The sequence below is a fragment of the Tolypothrix sp. PCC 7601 genome (assembly GCF_025677855.1).
In the GTDB taxonomy this organism is placed as follows: Bacteria; Cyanobacteriota; Cyanobacteriia; order Cyanobacteriales; family Nostocaceae; genus Aulosira; species Aulosira diplosiphon.
Genome location: NZ_CP064879.1, coordinates 8,231,222 through 8,249,046 on the forward strand (window position 1 = coordinate 8,231,222; position 17,825 = coordinate 8,249,046).

A 17,825-nucleotide genomic window follows, 5' to 3' on the forward strand; every position below is an offset into this window, starting at 1 on the left:
GGAGTAGACAGTGAGTGAGGTAGATGTTTTAGGGATTGATTTAGGGACAACTAATTCAGCCATTGCCATTTGGGAACCAGACACAGGAAAAGCGAGAGTTTTATCCAACTCAGAAGGCGATCGCCTCACTCCCTCAGTTGTCATGTTTGATATCCAAAAAAATCAACACATCGTTGGTAAATCAGCAATAAGTTGTATTACCAGTCATCCTAGTGAAGTCATCTACTCAGTAAAACGTTTCATGGGCTGTACCTTTCGTGATGAACGGGTACGTATCGACCAAACTCAAGTTACCTACACTATCGCAGAAGTGCAACAGAGCAAAGTTGCTATTCTTGTAGGCGAAGAAACTTTTACACCTCCGCAGATTTCTGCTCAAATCTTGCGTAAGCTGAAGGAAGATACTGAAGCAACTTTGGGTAAAACAATTTCCCAAGCTGTCATTACCGTTCCTGCTTATTTTAGTGAATCTCAGCGTCAGGCTACCAAAGAAGCCGGAGAATTAGCTGGGTTGCGAGTTCCGCGAATCATTAATGAACCAACGGCTGCGGCTTTAGCATTTGGTTTGGGTACAGAACCCCAAACAGTTGCAGTGTATGATTTAGGCGGTGGTACATTTGATATCTCAATTTTACGAATTGAAAAGGGTTTGTTTCGGGTAAAGGCTACTAGCGGCGATACCCATTTAGGCGGTGATGATTTCGATTTGGCAATTGTCGCGTGGCTGAAAGCTGCGTTTCAGCAGCAGCACAGTGTAGATTTACCTGTTGAGCAAGATAATAACGTGCGATCGCAGTTACGTAAAACGGCAGAAGCTGCCAAAATTGCTTTAACTAAAAGTACAGAATATCAAATTAGCATTCCCAATCTTTTCACTATAGGAAGTCAGTGTTTGGGACTAGAAGCAACATTAACTCGGACTGAGTTAGAAAAACTTGTGCAACCTTTTATTAACCGCACCTTAGATATCTGCGATGCGACTTTAAAAGAAGCAAATTTGCAAGCCACAGACATTGACCAAGTATTGTTAGTTGGTGGACAAACCAGGCTACCTGCTATCAAGGAAGCACTAAAAGAACGCTACAGTTGGACAATCAACGATTCTGTAAATCCAGATGAAGCTGTGGCTAGAGGTGCGGCGGTACTGGGCGCAAGATTATGCGGTTATCTTCGGGATGAGGTGAAACTTTGGGATGTAACGCCCTTGTCTTTGGGAATTGAGTTAGCTAACAGCAAGATGGATGCAATTATTTGTGCAAATGAACCAATACCAGTTACCAAGTGGCGCAAGGGTTCCCAAGCTTTTACTACCCAGCGTGATGGACAAGAGAGTATCCGCTTCCGCATTTATCAAGGTGAACGACCAATTGCCGGGGACAATGAATTTATCGGTGAAGTAGTTCTCAACCTAGCTACTGCGCGTCCGGCGGGAGAAGTTCGGGTTAATTGTAAGTTCACAGTTGACCACGATGGTATTCTTCATGTGTTGGCGGAAGATACTAGCACCGATGGGCAACCTGTGGAGAAAACGTTTGACCGCTTTTATCGCTTGACTCAACAAGAGGTAGAGAAGAAGCTGGAAGATGCGAAAGTGCATGAAAATGAAGACGCTGTGACTAATCGGATTTTTCAGTTAGAAGAAGAGATAACCCGACTGCAACGTGCGCTCAATCAAGACAAGACATCTGATAATCTTTTATTAGAAAATTTAGGAAACTTGCAAGCTGCTATTAATAGCCGCGATGTCAGCCAAGCAGAGGAACTACTTGCCGAACTTAAAAGCAAAATAATCAACTAACAGTTTGTGTAATTTCCGGTAATCGCAGCAATAAATTTGTATAAAAATAAGAAACTTAAATACGAAATTTTGCAACATGACTCACAATGAGCGTCACTGGACTGTGATGGTTTACATGGCTGGGGACAACGGTAAGGTTTTCGAGCAACTACAAGGTAAGCGCCTAATGGCTCCGATGGAAGCACAAGGCTATCAAGACATTGCAGAGATGGAAGCAGTTGGCTCAACACCAGAAGTGGCTGTGTTAGTGCAGTTCGATACTCTTTCTGATAGAGAACACACATACCGCATATATATTCGCCCTTCAGAAGAACCCAGGCACATTGAAAATATCCCAGAGCAGAATACGGGCGATCCTCGTGCATTACGAGACTTTATTGTTTGGGGAATTGAGAATTACCCGGCGGAAAACTATGCAGTAATTTTGTGGAATCACGGTACTGGCTGGAAAGAAGATGATATTTATGCTTTTGCGCGATCGCGTGGTGTGGAAATTCAGGCAAGTCAGGATGAAGTGCGTTCCCTTACCCGAAATAATCGAAGATTGTCTCGTGCTTTTTTCCTTTCCTCAATTACGGAATTGCTACAACTAGATGATGAAGATTCACGAGCGATCGCTTTTGATGATTCATCCTTAGATTTCCTAGATAATGCCAAACTTCAGCAGGCTTTTCAGGAAGCAGAAGCAATTACAGGTAAAAAAGTTAGCTTAATTGGTATGGATGCCTGCTTAATGGGCATGGTGGAAGTGGCTTACCAGCTGCGGGCTAATGCTAATTATATGGTTGCATCGCAAGAAGTAGAACCCCTAACAGGTTATCCCTACACAGCAATTTTGCAGAATTTAACCGCCCATCCAGAAATAACATCGGAGGCGTTGGCAAAGTTAATTGTACAGGAGTATGGGCGCTACTACGAAGGAGAATCGCGGGGTAGTGTAACTCAAATTACCCAATCAGCAACAAATTTAAAAGTGGTTGAGAAACTGGCTGATTCCTTAGGAAGATTGGCAACGATTTTGCGTCAATTGGTTTCAGAAGAAGACATTTATACTGAGAAAGCAATGTATCATTCTCAACGTAAAGCTGTGCGTTTTAAGGATAGTGACTTTGTAGATTTGTATGATTTTTTGAAAGTTTTGCAGGATAAATACGCTGGGGATAGTGATGAATTAACCCAGGTTATTGATGAAGTGATGAATTTGATGATTGTTGAAGTTGAACCGCAGTTAATTTTAGCGAATGTGACTTCAGGAGTGAGATTTGAGCGTGTAAAGGGGTTGTCAATTTATTCACCAGTGAGAGGTTATTGTCAGTTTTATGACAGGTCAGATTTTGCAGGTTGTGGGTGGGGAGAGTTTTTACGGAAGCTTAATGATTTGGTTTAAGGATTGTGTATCACGTTATAAATTAGTCAAGGAACTGCATATTGCGTAATTGACTAACTGTTACTGCCTGTTCTATTAATTGTTGCCATTTCTGTATATTTTGGAACTGTGGTACTTGTAGTAAAGCTTGATGTGCTTTGTTCAGATCGGCAGTAATCGTACTTTGAAGTTGGAACAGCCGCAACTGATGAGAAGATACATCTTGCCGATTAAGAGAGGTGATATTAGTAGTTAAATACTTGATAACCTGCTCAATAATTTGGGTATTTACTTCCTGAGAATCGGCACAATTAGCAATTATACATTCGACAACTTTAATGTGCATTTCCTCTAGTTGTGATTGGAAATATTGACAAATTTGCAAATTATCACTATCCGCAGAGTCAATATTTGTTCGATTGAGAATCATAAACGATCTTTGAGGAAGGTCGGACATCAATCCGTGGAATAGATCATACAAAGCTACATCAGCTGATGTCCAGTAATCCCCAAAAGGACTTGGACGACGTACAAAGAGAATAATATCAATATCTTCAGCAAGCGACTTTATTAATTTTTCCTCGTCTCCAAGCCTGGCATCACCTAATCCAGGCATATCAACTAAAGCAATTTGTCCAATATAAGCATTAGGAAAGTCAGAATAAATGTGTACTTCTCTTACTGCAAGATAATTAAAATAGGTGCGTTCACCTGTAACGTTCTCTTGAGAGAGATATTCCCGAATTTGACTCTTTTCAATTAATTGGGGTGACTGTACCTGAAGCATCTCACGATACATAGGAAGATTTAAGTAATAATTTTGTCGGAGATAATCATACATTACAAGCGATGAAGTACTCCTCATGTATTCAGGAAGACCAGGAAGTGTACTACTCGCAAACTCCTCTAATGTTGAGGGCTTAGAGCTTAAGTTGAGCTTGTCATAATAGGGAAAGATTACTTCTTCTAAGAATGATTGTTCAGTATGGAACCAGACCGGTGCATAGGTTTCAACGTTAGGAGTATGGTAAATTTTGCTCTTTACACCAGTACAGAAGCCTCGGTTACCATCAGGAATCTCGTTTGCACTAAGTCCTGTTAAGCTTTGCAATAATCGGCTCTTGCCTTGCCTTGCTCGTCCAACTACTCCAATATTTAGGGTGTTACGAGAGAAGTTAATTCTAAGCTTTTTTAGTGCCTCTAACTCAATTGCTATATTCTGTTGAACCGTCACAAAATCAATTTCTTTGAAGAGTTGTTTAATGTTCAGATTATCTAGCTGCTTCATTAGCTGATTATGATGATCTTCGATTTCACGAAGGACAGATGCAAGCACCCTCAAATTTGCTTCTACAGCTTCAATTTTCCGAGCAATACCTTGTCTGTGTCGTATTGTACTACTAATTCTATCTGTACTGCTGAAAAACTTTTGAACCCCATTAATATGAGTTGGATTCTCTGGTTGTAATTCTAGTGGAATCTCTAAACTTACTCCATTAATTTCTGCTTGTTCATTTTGTTTAAAGATTTTACTGAAGATAGTTTATTTCCTAACCTGGAAGGGACACCACAAGGAGGGGTAATTACCCCTCCCACAATCTTGCAAAAAGTACCATAGAGTTCTCGGTCACTATTCCTCGAAAACAACTGCGTCCAGGCTATGGTAAAGGTTTTGCAGGGGCACCAATAAATACTCATATAGTCCCCGATGATGGCATTACAGGGCCATCTATTGGAGGAAAGAAACCATGAGTAGTCAAAAGCCGAAAAAAAGTCGGCATCTCAAGGTGCAAGTTAGTTTTGAAGCCAGCCGGGTATCGGATGAGTGTATGGCTTGTGCCTATGAACAAGTAATTCCTGAACTTCGCCTTTCAACACGAAAATCCAGTCAAAATCCCGGATTACAAAATGAGCTAACAAGAGAAGAAGCCGAAGAAATCGGTCATTTTAACTCCTTAGATTTTGGTAGTGGGTGATTTTGTGACAGAATCAGGAAGGAGTTGAAATTGATGAAAAAAAAGAAGCGACCTGACAACTCAAGTTCGCCTAGAGGCGGATATCGGGAAAATGCAGGTAGAAAATCAGGCTGGAATCACAAAGATACTTGTACAATCAGAATCCCTAAAGAATTTGCTTCTCAACTTGTAGAAATAGCTCGTCGTCTGGATCAGGGTGAAAAGATTGATAATGACACAGAATTTATTAACAGAGAAAAGGATTTAGTTACAAAATCAAAACTAGTTGGTACTAATGGCGATGGCGTAGAGCGCCCGCAAAGCGATCGCGAATTTGTCCACCAGTCAGAGTCGCAATTTGATATTGACACAAAATCTAAATCTTTAGTTGATGATACTGTCACAGAATCAATGTCTAGTTCAGGACAATCCTTAACCCAGTTACAGAAACAGCAAGAATTATCGGCTGAATTTGAAAATGATACAGAATCAAGATTGCCGAATTTCGATATTGTCACAGAATCAAGTTTGCTCGAGATTAGTCAGACTACTCACGACTTTTTTCCAGGACTGGCTTTTGCACTCAAAAACGCAAAAACTATCCTGACAGCAAAAAAATCAGCACGAGAGTCAATTGCCCGATTACTGTCAAAACTCTACTCAACCCAGGTAAAAGCAGATGATCTTTAACGAGATCAGTCGCTAAGGTAGAACACAAAAATTTACTTAATTTAAGGTCTAATTTATGACCACTAACCAAATACAGGCTGCTATCTACGCTCGGGTTTCTACAGAGCAGCAAACAGAAACTCAGACAGTCGCTAGTCAATTAGCTGCCCTTCGCTTGAGGGTAGCAGCAGATGGGTTAAAACTGTGTGAAGAACTGACCTTTATTGATGCAGGGTATAGTGGAGCAACGCTGGTACGTCCGGCATTAGAACGTTTGAGGGACTTGGCTTTTGCTAATGGAGTAGATCGGCTTTACGTCCACTCTCCCGACCGATTAGCTCGCAAATATGCTTACCAAGTGTTATTAATTGACGAAATGTACCGTTGTGGCGTGGAAGTAATTTTCCTCAATCGAGAATTGGGACAATCTCCAGAAGATGATTTGCTACTACAGGTACAGGGGATGGTAGCCGAGTATGAACGAGCCAAAATCATGGAACGCAGTCGGCGAGGTAAGCGACATGCAGCCAAATCCGGCTCAGTCAACGTCTTGTCTTGTGCCCCCTATGGTTATCAATATGTCAGCAAAGTTGATGGTGGCGGTCAGGCTCACTTTGAATTGGTTATTGAACAAGCTCAAATAGTTCGACAAATATTTGACTGGGTGGGCAGAGAAAGGCTCACAATTGGGGAAGTGTGTCGGCGACTGAATGCAGATGGACACTTGACCCAAACAGGAAAATCAGTTTGGGATAGGTCTACGGTGTGGGGAATGCTCAAAAACCCAGCCTATATTGGATTTGCTGCTTTTGGTAAAACCCAAGTTTGCTCCCGTCGGCATCGATTAAGACCGATTCGGGGTGCTTCTGCTCAACCAAGGCGTGACTATTCAACCAACTCAGTTGATGTCTCTGAATGGATTTCAGTCCCAGTCCCCAAGATTGTGGATGAAAATTTGTTCGCTGCTGTACAAGAGCAATTGCAAGAAAATCAGCGTCGTTCTCGAATTGGTCAACGAGGTGCCAGATACTTGTTGCAAGGTTTAGTTACCTGCAAGCTCTGTGGCTATACTTACTATGGCAAAGCTATCAGTAATAAATCTGCCAAAAGCAAACCTCGTGACTATGCTTATTATCGATGCATTGGTACTGATGCTTATCGCTTTGGTGGGAATCGAGTCTGTAGCAATACCCAGGTACGAACTGATACTTTGGAAGCGGCTGTTTGGCAAGAAGTATGTTCTTTGCTCAGAAATCCCCAACGCCTTTATCTGGAATATCAACGCCGAGGGCAAGAACCGACTTCAGCTACTCAAGAAAATATTAAAGCCTTAGAATCTCAAATTACCAAACTACGTCGGGGTATTGCACGGTTGATTGATAGCTATGCTGAGGGTCTAATTGAAAAAAACGAATTTGAGCCCAGGATTCATAAAATTAAAGAACGAGTGGCAGTTATCGAAGCCCAGGTGAAAAATCTTAACGATGAGGCTACGCTAAATCGGGAACTGAGGCTGATTATTGGTCGCTTGGAGGAGTTTTCCGCTAAAGTCATCAACAACCTTGAATCAATAGAATGGAATAGCCAACGAGAAATTATTCGCCTGCTAGTAAAGCGAGTTGAGGTGGACACTGAACAGGTAAATGTGGTTTTTCGCGTAGGGGAAGTTCCTGATTTCCCAAAGTTTGAGCTAGAAAGTTTGCAAGATTGTGGGAGGGGTAACCACTCCCCCTTGGGGTGTCCCTTGTTCGGGGAATTCTGGGTTGACTCCAGCCTTGAGGCATCGGAAGATACCGAGTTTTAAGCCAAAAGGGGCAATGAGTTCGTCCATTATTGCTGAGTGGTTAATCCTGTCGAAGCATTGTGATATATCGGCATCTAAAACCATTTTTGATTTTTGGCTGATTCCTGAAAATATCGCTTGTATCGCATCGTGGGCAGAACGTCCTGGTCTAAAACCATAGGAATTTGGTTCAAATACCGCTTCCCATTCAGGTTCTAGTGCTAATTTTGCTAGACCTTGTGTGGCTCTATCCCTCATATTCGGGATTCCTAATGGACGCTTTTCGGCTTTGCCAGGTTTAGGAATCATTACCCGTCTTGTTGCGATCGCTCATGAAATGTTGGATCGGTGGTTAGTCTGGGTTGACGAAGCTGAACCTGTACCAGAAAACACACGCGAGGACTTAGCTAATCGGGATTTATGGCAGTGCGGAACGAGATCCAGATAACCAAATCGCTGTGCGGCTGTTAGGAGCAGAATTAACAGAGAAACTCGTGCGATCGCTCTGGGGTGGTGATCGTATTCTTAAAGGTGGTAGTTAAAATTTCCACCCTGTAAACAGCATGACAGCCCACACTGATAATACTGACAATATCAACTCATACCGAGCTTTGGCACTGCAAGTTACTTGCCATGCAGTTAATCAAGCAAGCGATCGCACTGAAGCTCATGCTTTAATGCAAACTACTATTAACCGCTTGGCACAACAAATTGCAGCCAGTATCGCTTTTATCGGTTTTGACTGTCGGTTAATTGTTTTACCTGAATATTTTCTCACAGGTTTTCCTTTGGGTGAATCTTTAGCAGTGTGGTCAGAAAAAGCCTGTTTGGAAATGCACGGTGCTGAGTATGAAGCTCTCAGTAAAATTGCTCAAAAACATCGTATATTTTTAGGTGGTAACGCCTACGAATTAGACCCCAATTTTCCCGGTTTATACTTTCAAACCTGCTTTGTCATTGACCCTTCGGGGACAATTGTATTGCGTTATCGGCGGTTAAATTCGATGTTTGCCCCGACTCCCCATGATGTTTGGGATAAATATCTCGATTGCTACGGATTAGAAGGCGTTTTCCCAGTCGCCAAAACTGCGATCGGTAATTTAGCAGCCTTAGCATCAGAAGAAATATTGTATCCAGAAGTAGCGCGATGTTTAGCAATGCGCGGTGCAGAGATTTTTCTCCACTCCACATCCGAAGTTTATAGCAAAGCACTCACACCCAAAGACGCAGCTAAAATTACCCGTGCCGTAGAAAATCAAGCTTACGTAGTATCTGCTAATACAGCAGGTACCGCTAATAGCCCCATCCCCTTTGCTTCTGTTGATGGCGGTTCCAAAATTATCGATCATCGCGGCATAGTATTAGCAGAGACAACCACAGGCGAAAGCATGGCAGCATTTGCAGAGATAGACCTAGCAGCATTACGCCGCGATCGCCGCAGACCAGGGTTAAATAATTTACTTTCCCGCCAGCGATTTGAACTCTACGCCCAGAGTTATCTGCAGTCACAATTTTACCCACCAAACACTATGCTGGAAACAGAAGTAGACCGCAAACACTTTCTGCAAACCCAGCAAGCAACCATCGCGCGGCTAGCTGAATTAGGGGTGATTTGAGGGATTGGGGAACTCGGGGCCCCCTCTGGGGATAAGGGGTAATGGGGATTGGGGATTGGGGATGAGGGAGATGAGGGGGATGAGGAAGATGAGGAAGATGAGGGAGAAACACCAAACACCCAATTACCTATTAAGTAGGGAGGCATAATTATTTGTAGGATGGGTTAGCGATAGCGTAACCCATGCGGGTGTTGGGTTTCGTGCCTCAACCCAACCTACGTCCATCTTATATTTAATTCCAACCAGCTACTTACCTATTACCAATGCCCCATGCCCAATGCCCCATGCCCCATTACCTAATAACAAATAACAAATGACCAAATCAATAGATGTTCGTAATCCTCGGACGGGAAAATTTGACTATGTGATTATACCGCCGCCGCCGAAGTTGCTGGCGCAGTTGTGTAATCGGTTGCGGCGATCGCAAGTTCGTTGGCAACAGATAGGTATTGAAGGGAGAGTAGAAGCCTTACAGGAATGGAAACAAGCGATATTAGCAGGACGCGATCGCTTGACTGAGGCTTTGGTGAATGATACAGGAAGATTATCTGTCTCGGAATTAGAAATTGACTCGTTTATTTCTAACATCGACCGTTGGTGTCGGTTGGCACCAGAACTATTGCAGGAAACTGCCAAAAATACATCTATCCCCTTTATCGCCCTGCAACAAACAGCTGTTCCCTATCCCCTAGTGGGGATAATCAGTCCCTGGAATTTGCCCTTATTGCTATCTACAATTGATGCTATTCCTGCATTGCTAGCGGGTTGTGCTGTTGTCGTTAAACCGAGTAAAAATGCTCCCCGCTTTGTTGCACCATTAATATCAACCATCAATGCTGTGCCAAAATTGCGGGATGTTTTCACTTTTGTGGAAGGATCTGGCGAAACAGGAACGGCTTTAATTGAACATGTTGATTTAATCTGTTTTACAGGTAGTACCAATACAGGGCGCAGAATTGGCGAACTTGCTGCCAAAAAGTTTATTCCGGCTTTATTAGAATTAGGAGGAAAAGACCCGGCAATTGTTTTAGGATCGGCTAATTTAGATTTAGCAACCTCAGCAATTTTATGGGGTTCAGTTGTTAATACTGGACAGTCTTGTCTGTCAATTGAGCGCATTTATGTTGCCGAAACTATATTTGAGAAATTTGTCGCCCAGTTAGTAGCTAAAGCCCAAAAAGTAAAATTAGCTCACCCCACATTAGAAAGTGGAGAAATCGGGCCGATTATTTCCGAAAAACAAGCAGCAGCAATTAGCGATCATCTTTTAGATGCTATCGAAAAAGGTGCTGTGATTCACTGTGGTGGTAAAGTTGAAGAATTGGGCGGGGGCTGGTGGTGTCGCCCTACAGTGTTAACTCAGGTCAATCATTCCATGAAAGTGATGACAGAAGAAACATTTGGCCCCATTATGCCTGTAATGCCATTTTCTAACATTGAGGAAGCAATTGAATTAGCTAATGATTCAGTGTATGGATTAAGCGCGGCTGTATTTGCACAACCAGAAGAATTAGCAATGGAAGTCGCCCAGCGCATAGATGCAGGCGCTATTAGTATTAATGATGCCGGGCTTACCTCAATCATGTACGAAGGAGAAAAAAATTCTTTCAAATTATCTGGTTTAGGTGGCTCACGTATGGGTGCAGCAGGGTTAAAAAGATTTATGAGGAAAAAAGCCTTTTTAATCAAAACTAATTCTGCAAATGACCCTTGGTGGTTTGAGAATAGTTAAGAAAAAATTCAAATCTGATAATTTAACATTCAGACCTGATAATTGATTCCTAGCAGCTAATTTCAAGGAGCTTTGTATGTCTACAATCCGAGAAGGAATGCCCGTGCTTGTCCGTCACGAAGGAGATTGGGTAGGCACGTATACTATAGTAGATAATGCGGGGAATATTCTCGATAAGTATGAGTCTCACCTCAGCTGCCAGTTCCCAGAAGATTCTACCTATCCTTACTACCAAATTAATCGCTATAAATGGTCTACCGGCAAACAAGAAGAACATCAATTTCCTGGCACATATAAAGATAAAATCCTGTTTTTTGATACGGAACGGATTTTAGGCAAAGCTTGGGAAATAGATGATTCCACAGTAATTTTGTGGTTTGCTTATAAAACAGCACCAGACATGAATTTATATGAAATGATTCAAATTAGCCCCGATAATAACTATCGTGCCCGTACCTGGCATTGGTTTAAAAATCATCAAATTTACCAACGGACTTTGATACAAGAGGAACGGTTGCGTTAAGGGGAAGGGGGAATGGGGAATGGGGAAGGGGGAATGAGTAATGAGTAATGAGTAATGAGTAATGGGTAATGAGTAATGAGTAATGAGTAATGAGTAATTTCTCCCTGTCTCCTTGTCTCTTCATCTCCCTCATCTCCCCATCTCCCTCATCTCCCCATCTCCCTCATCTCCCTCATCTCCCTCATCTCCCTCATCTCCCTCATCTCCCTCATCCCCCTCATCCCCCTCATCTCCCTCATCTCCCTCATCCCCAATTTATTGGGACTAAAAGCTAGACAAGATTTGTAAGTAGTTTTATCATGATGATGAATTTAACAGCTTGATGTTTGGCAAGTCGAAGTGGGGGCGAAAACCCTGGGGGATATGCCAAAATCGCCGGAACCTTGACAAGTGAATAATTACAGCGTTTTAGCAATCAGGAAAGTTGCAAATTAGTTTCAATAAGGTGGGCTGAAAATGATTAAAATTTTCGATCTGCCAAAATGCTTTCCAGGAAGCTTGCTCTGGTTAGGTTTCAATACCGAGCTGTTTCCACAACCTATTTCCCCGCAAGGGGATTGAAACCTCCACAAACTTCAGTCAGAAAATTGTGTAATTTGGTTTCCACAACCTATTCCCCCGCAAGGGGATTGAAACAAAGTCAAAGACGTTTTTATTTTGAGCTACAGCATCGGTTTCCACAACCTATTCCCCCGCAAGGGGATTGAAACGCTTTACTGGCAGCGATACCACCATTACTTATGTAGGGTTTCCACAACCTATTCCCCCGCAAGGGGATTGAAACGCAATTTCAAAAAGGCTTTGATAGGCATCTACCCAGCGTTTCCACAACCTATTCCCCCGCAAGGGGATTGAAACCTGCGAAACCATCTGGTAAACCTCAACATAGGGTTGGGTTTCCACAACCTATTCCCCCGCAAGGGGATTGAAACTTGTCAACTGCTGTCTGCACGTCCGCGGGGACGGTTCCAGCAGCAAATTTCTACAACCTATTTCCCCGCAAGGGGATTGAAACCTTGATTGTCGTGTCCAGAGCAGTAGAAAAAAGGTTAGTTTCCACAACCTATTCCACTGCAAGGGGATAAAAACACTTGAGTAGCACCGTTTTCGCTTACAAGGCTGACTTTGCGATCGCATTTCCCCGTAAGATGATGAAAATATAGCTAAAAATTCTAGGCGATTATAAAAAAAGGGGCACAGCACTGCTGTACCCTTAAGAATCATTTATCTACCGCAAATATCATTTAAAGTTCACGTAGGATGCGTTAGCGATAGCGTGACGCATCAGTGCCAAAGCTGAGATTTTTTCAGAAATCAAATCGGATTTTTATACATTTTGTTAGGGTAGTGAATTTGTAATTAATTTACCGATGAGGAGTCATTACAAGAACTGTTGCTACTTTCTAACGTTGACAAATCATTATCTACAACTCCATCCCATGAATAGTTACAGATTTTAGTGCGAAGTAATGTACCAAGTGTCACGTTAATTGCGATGGCAAAGGAATCAATAAAAACGAGATTCACAAAGCGATTAATCATTTAACCCTCTTGAGGTAACGGGAGCATCCAGTGATACTTGCCCTATGACTACAAATTGTACAATGGCTTTTCCAGAAATATACGGGCTAACTTTTAAAATTTACAACATATCATTGAGTAATATCACTCATGATCCCCTATAACCCCTGTGCTGCAAACATCTTGAGCGCAACATATATCAGATAGCTGTTCATCTAAATTTTATTTCTGGAAGTCCCTAATTAAAAACTCATACCAATTCAAATACTGTTTGCGACAAATAAATTCCATGTAAGGGCACGGCACAAGTAAGATAATTGAATATACCAAAAGATTGTGGATGCCCATTGGTGTAAACTTGAGCTAAAAGCTATATACGGCGGGTGTTGTACAAATACCTCGCACCCTCATCCCCTAACCCCTTCTCCCTCAGGGAGAAGGGGAATTGAATCTCTTGCTCCCCTCTCCCTGAGGGAGAGGGGCTGGGGGTGAGGGAAAAACCTTTGCACAAAGCGGGTTTCACGTTAAGTTGATACCAATGGTGTATGTTCCCTACTCATCTGTGGCATTCTTTTTTCAAAATGGTATCAGAAGTCAGCACTTTCAATTCAATGGCGAACGGATATAACCCCATTTACCGCCGTCAAAAGTGTAGTCAATAATAGGAATATTAGCACTATCAAAGCCAATATTTTTTATCCATGTGCCAGATACATTTACCATAGCCATACCATCCTGAAAACTCAAAGCATTAGGCAGTTCTACCTTGATAATTGACTTGCCAGTTTTATCTATATAGCCAAATTTATTGCCAATTTTCACCAACGCTAACCCTGATGAAAATGAGCCTAATTCTGAGATGAAGTTACCCGCATTAGAGGTTAATTGACTACTCGAAATAACTAATTTCCCTGTTTTATCTATAAAACCAAAACCTTGTTCTGAATATATGCACGCCAACCCCTCAGAAAAATTCTTAGCATCATAAAATTGTGGTGCTATTACTGTTTTACCTGTAGAGTCAATATAACCCCAATTAGAAATGCCGTTGGCACTAAAATCTACTGCTGCCAATCCTTCGGTAAATCGCTTGGCTTTATTAAATTGAGGGGTAATTACCACTTTACCAGTTTTATCTATATAACCATATTTATTATTTACCTTAATAGCTGCCAACCCAGAGGCAAAATCTGCAATATTATAAGGTTGTGGTTCAATCACAAATTTACCAGTTTTATCAATAAATCCTGTTCTTTCTGAGTCAATTCTCACCGCCGCCAGCCCATCGGAAAAATTATTCACTTGTAATGAGTTAGCACCTGGATAGGTAACGGTAAATAAAAGCTTGCCAGTTTTATCAATAAATCCTATTTTATCTTCTACCTGAACCTGGGCTACTTCCTCAACAAAATCTGCGGGTTGTTGCAAAAATTGTGCTGGGATAACTAATTTACCTGTTTTGTCGATATAACCCCATTTATCCCCAATTTTCACAGCCGCTAACCCAGAAGAAAAATTCTGAATTCCATCAAATTTAGCAGCTATCACTAATTCACCAGTTTTATTAATAAATCCATACTTTCTATTAACTTCTGCACCCGCTAACCCTTCAGAAAAATTTGTAAATCCTCCCATTTCTGGCGGAATTGTAAAAGGTTGCTTCCCACCAGCAATGTATTCTAAGGGTATAGTTCTCGCTAAATTTAAAGATTGACAGATAATTGCTGCAACTTCACCTCGAGTAGCACCTTTATTCGGTTGTAGTTGTTTGATGTTGGGGTAGTTAACTACTATCCGCCCAATTATGCCTGCAGCTAGGGATTTTCTGGCATAATCTGGAATCTGTGCTTCATCATCAAAATGCTGTTTGAGTATGGTTTCTGCATTCTCTGGAGTATTGAAATTGAGATGATTGCTCAGAATTGCGATCGCCTGTACCCTGGGAATAGCTTGAGATGGTCTAAAAGTACGGTCTGGATATCCGCTAAAAAATCCCCGTTGATAAGCAGCTTGAATGGCTTTATATGCCCAATGCGTATTGGGAACATCTTTAAATTCCATTCCTGGGTGTTTTACTTCGCTATTAGGAAAGGCATTTAATAATAAAACCACAAACTCAGCTCGATTAATAGTTGACTGGGGGCGGAATGTTTGATCTGCATATCCTCTAATTAAGTTGCGTTCCGCCAGTTGAGTAATACAATCTTTGGCTATTTGATTTTTTATATCAGAAAATGCCGAAGCTTTAGATATAAATATCTGACCTAATAATGTAACAATCAGTGAAGTGTTGGCAATTAATTTTAAGCTGGTATTCATCTAGTATTTTGTAATAGCTAATATAAATGACATTGCTGGTTTACGCTTATCTGTGAGGTAACATCACAAAACAAGCTATTCTGCATTAAAGAAAATATATTAAACATTGTCAATAGTCAACGGATTCAAGTAGGATGCGTTACGGCTCACGCCTAATGCATCCCACTTAGATGAAATTTTGTTAGCAATTAAATAATATTTAAACTTATTAGCTTTTCAGCCGTTTGTTTATCCTATTTTCTAACCACAAGACTGTGGCGCTACCTATTGCATAAGCAATGATATCCTTCCAATCAAATGAACTGCCCAATACTACAACCGCAATCTTATATTTTTCTAATCCTAAAACCTTGACAAAATTAAAATATTGCAGAATTTCGATAATACAAGCAAATACAAAAACAGATAAAGCCAAAACATTTGCTTTGATCTGCCAAAAACTTTTCACAAAGCAATAAATTAATATAACTACTAAAACATCACCGACAAAAGGACGTATAAAACTGTCATCAAAGAAAACAGCAATACACACCTCTATGACAAATAGTAAGAGCGTTAGATATAAATATTTTTTATCGAATTTAAGCATCTGAGTAGTAAAAAGTAAATCTGTAGTATTGTTTAATTTTATACTTATACCAATTCAAACAATGTTTGCGATAAATCAATTCTTTGTAGGGGCACGGCACCATTCATACGTGTCAACTTAAGCTAAAAGCTATATACGGCGCGTGTTGTACAAATACCTCGCACCCTCATCCCCCTTCTCCCTCAGGGAGAAGGGGAATTAAATCTCTTGCTCCCCTCTCCTGCTGGGAGCTACGGTGTACACACATCTTGGTTTGGGAATCAAATTGACGCACAAGAACGGAAATTTATGTTTTAAATCCTTGATTTTCCGTTAAATGCTGATCAATAAGTTAGGACTATTGACAATCTAATTGATAATCTCAAAACCTTACCTACTAAGGCTTGCATCTTATGCGGCAAGGATTTTAGGACTTGTGTGTACACCGTAGCCTGCTGGGAGAGGGGCTGGGGGTGAGGGCAGAACGTTGTCGCCAAGCGGGTTTCACATTAAGTTGACACCAATGGGCATTGTCCCCGCCCTTACGAGCCTATTTTTATCAAGATGAAAATCAAATTACAATAAAAGCGCTAAAATGAACCCCATTTGACTGTTTGTTGGTCTTTTTGGGCAGTCTTAACTACTCGGTATCCTCTAGAAGTCGCCCAATCTTGAGCAGCTTTTTCTAATGTTGGTTCGCCACAATTCAGATAGGCAAGCGCTAAATTTTTATTGCCGTCTTCCTTCAAGACTTTAACCAAAGTTTCTGTCGTACCCTTGCCACCAATACTAATAAAAGAATATAGGGCATAAGATAAAGTCCGGGGGTCTTTTGAATCTAAATCTTTGAGCAAAACGCCTTTTGTCATCTCCCAATTATTACGTAATTCTTCTCCTTTACTTTTAGCGATTAATAAATGCACTTTATCTGCATCTGATACTGCTTGCCAGTTAAGCTTTTCTAAAGCTACACCAACCATTGGGCTAGATGCCCAGTCAGTTAAATTTTTGGTTAATGGTTCAATTGCTTTGGGATCGCCAATATCTGCCAAAACGCTAGCCGCATTTGTCCTCGTTCTTGCGTCGGGTTCTTTTAGTGCTGCTAGCATTGGTTCCAGCGCAGGTTTACCGATCGCACCCATAGCAATTACAGATGCAGGATCGTCCTTTTTAAAGCCAGGTAGCACTTGATCGACAATCTTGGGATTTGTGGCGGCGATATCCTTCAGCCCAGTTTTAGCAGCATTCGCAATACGTGAACTGGGATGGTTGACATTGGCGACTAAAGGCTTAACAGCACGGGTATCTTTGAGTTTTCCCAGTGCGATCGCAGCTGCTGCATGAGTTTTAATTTCTGCAGAAGATGCAGAGGCTTTCACAGGAGTATTCAGCACAGCAATTAACGGTTCGACAGCTTGCTTATCTCCTAAATTTCCTAATGCTTCGGCTGCTTGATCTGTGCCGAAAGTCGGCGACTTTTGGATATAACCAGCTATCAGTTCTTTGACATTTTTCTCATCTGCTAGACGCTGAACTTTAGAATCTTTTACAGAGTTTAGATTGCAAGCGCTCAGAGTCAAAACCAACAGGCTAGTTGCAATTATATGTTGTTTCATAAGATTATTTTGTTGGTATCTGGGTTACATAGTTAAGATATTAGAACCCCTTCCCAGTCGATAACTGAAGTTTTTCAATAGGGAACAGATTAATGTCACTACAACATCTACCTGCATTTTTTCGGAAAACAAATTTGCCAGATTGAAGTCAAATTAATTAGAGATTTTTTTGATACTCTTTTTGTACATAAATTACACGCATCACTTGTAGTTAGGAGCATTTACTAACCTGCTCGTTTGTTTGGTGAGTATCAGCCTTTTAGCCGCAAAGGTGTATTGCTTACTTTATGGTTAATTTTGATAAACAATCTACTCTATTAACCTGCAATACACTATAAATTGACGCTAGTTATTTTTTG

14 protein-coding genes and 1 pseudogene are annotated in these 17,825 nt (G+C 41.3%); 9 read left to right on the plus strand and 6 right to left on the minus strand.

Annotated features, from left to right (window positions below; all coding sequences use genetic code 11):
* Positions 1–10 precede the first annotated feature (10 nt).
* Both HG267_RS33305 and HG267_RS33310 read left to right on the plus strand, forming a co-directional pair.
* Positions 11–1,798: an Hsp70 family protein gene (locus HG267_RS33305; protein WP_045871531.1), complete on the plus strand. Its 1,788-nt coding sequence runs from the start codon at positions 11–13 to the stop codon at positions 1,796–1,798.
* Between the two features lie 76 nt (positions 1,799–1,874).
* Positions 1,875–3,185: a clostripain-related cysteine peptidase gene (locus tag HG267_RS33310; RefSeq protein WP_045871532.1), complete on the plus strand. Its 1,311-nt coding sequence runs from the start codon at positions 1,875–1,877 to the stop codon at positions 3,183–3,185.
* Between the two features lie 22 nt (positions 3,186–3,207).
* Here HG267_RS33310 and HG267_RS33315 read toward each other — a convergent pair whose 3' ends face one another.
* Positions 3,208–4,500: a hypothetical protein gene (locus HG267_RS33315; RefSeq protein WP_052335256.1), complete on the minus strand. Its 1,293-nt coding sequence runs from the start codon at positions 4,498–4,500 to the stop codon at positions 3,208–3,210.
* Positions 4,501–4,912: 412 nt separating this feature from the next.
* Between HG267_RS33315 and HG267_RS33320 the strand changes: the two genes are divergently transcribed.
* Genes HG267_RS33320 through HG267_RS33330 form a run of 3 tightly spaced genes read left to right on the plus strand, consistent with a single transcriptional unit; the run spans position 4,913 to position 7,592 of the window.
* Positions 4,913–5,140 (plus strand): hypothetical protein, encoded by a 228-nt coding sequence (locus tag HG267_RS33320; protein ID WP_045871533.1) that lies wholly within the window; start codon positions 4,913–4,915, stop codon positions 5,138–5,140.
* 33 nt (positions 5,141–5,173) lie between these two features.
* Positions 5,174–5,809: a hypothetical protein gene (locus tag HG267_RS33325; protein ID WP_045871534.1), complete on the plus strand. Its 636-nt coding sequence runs from the start codon at positions 5,174–5,176 to the stop codon at positions 5,807–5,809.
* A 55-nt stretch (positions 5,810–5,864) separates the two neighbouring features.
* The gene (locus HG267_RS33330; RefSeq protein ID WP_063749834.1) at positions 5,865–7,592 is read left to right on the plus strand and encodes a recombinase family protein; all 1,728 of its coding nucleotides are present in this window, start codon (positions 5,865–5,867) and stop codon (positions 7,590–7,592) included.
* Here the strand turns inward: HG267_RS33330 and HG267_RS33335 are convergent.
* Positions 7,479–7,880, minus strand: coding sequence for a reverse transcriptase domain-containing protein (locus HG267_RS33335; protein ID WP_081584067.1), 402 nt, complete (start codon positions 7,878–7,880; stop codon positions 7,479–7,481). The genes HG267_RS33330 and HG267_RS33335 overlap by 114 nt on opposite strands.
* Positions 7,881–7,896: 16 nt before the next feature.
* Between HG267_RS33335 and HG267_RS33340 the strand changes: the two are divergent.
* The 4 genes and pseudogenes from HG267_RS33340 to HG267_RS33355 all read left to right on the plus strand — a co-directional run.
* A pseudogene (locus tag HG267_RS33340) lies at positions 7,897–8,113 on the plus strand (red chlorophyll catabolite reductase); the annotation flags it as partial.
* Between the two features lie 21 nt (positions 8,114–8,134).
* Positions 8,135–9,187 (plus strand): nitrilase-related carbon-nitrogen hydrolase, encoded by a 1,053-nt coding sequence (locus HG267_RS33345; protein ID WP_045871536.1) that lies wholly within the window; start codon positions 8,135–8,137, stop codon positions 9,185–9,187.
* 313 nt (positions 9,188–9,500) lie between these two features.
* Entirely contained in the window at positions 9,501–10,919 is a 1,419-nt protein-coding gene (locus HG267_RS33350) for an aldehyde dehydrogenase family protein (RefSeq protein WP_045871537.1), read from the plus strand.
* A gap of 76 nt (positions 10,920–10,995) precedes the next feature.
* Positions 10,996–11,442 carry a DUF3598 family protein gene (locus HG267_RS33355; protein ID WP_045871538.1) on the plus strand — a complete coding sequence of 149 codons (447 nt, stop codon included), beginning with the start codon at positions 10,996–10,998 and terminating at the stop codon, positions 11,440–11,442.
* A gap of 1,359 nt (positions 11,443–12,801) precedes the next feature.
* Here HG267_RS33355 and HG267_RS33360 read toward each other — a convergent pair.
* The 4 genes from HG267_RS33360 to HG267_RS33375 form a co-directional block, all read right to left on the minus strand.
* Positions 12,802–12,984 (minus strand): hypothetical protein, encoded by a 183-nt coding sequence (locus HG267_RS33360; RefSeq protein WP_155539357.1) that lies wholly within the window; start codon positions 12,982–12,984, stop codon positions 12,802–12,804.
* Positions 12,985–13,566: 582 nt separating this feature from the next.
* Positions 13,567–15,282 carry a WG repeat-containing protein gene (locus HG267_RS33365; RefSeq protein WP_052335257.1) on the minus strand — a complete coding sequence of 572 codons (1,716 nt, stop codon included), beginning with the start codon at positions 15,280–15,282 and terminating at the stop codon, positions 13,567–13,569.
* 208 nt (positions 15,283–15,490) lie between these two features.
* Positions 15,491–15,871 (minus strand): DUF2809 domain-containing protein, encoded by a 381-nt coding sequence (locus HG267_RS33370; protein ID WP_045871539.1) that lies wholly within the window; start codon positions 15,869–15,871, stop codon positions 15,491–15,493.
* A 569-nt stretch (positions 15,872–16,440) separates the two neighbouring features.
* On the minus strand, positions 16,441–17,466 hold the full coding sequence (locus HG267_RS33375; RefSeq protein ID WP_045871540.1) for a HEAT repeat domain-containing protein: 1,026 nt from the start codon (positions 17,464–17,466) through the stop codon (positions 16,441–16,443).
* Positions 17,467–17,825 lie beyond the last annotated feature (359 nt).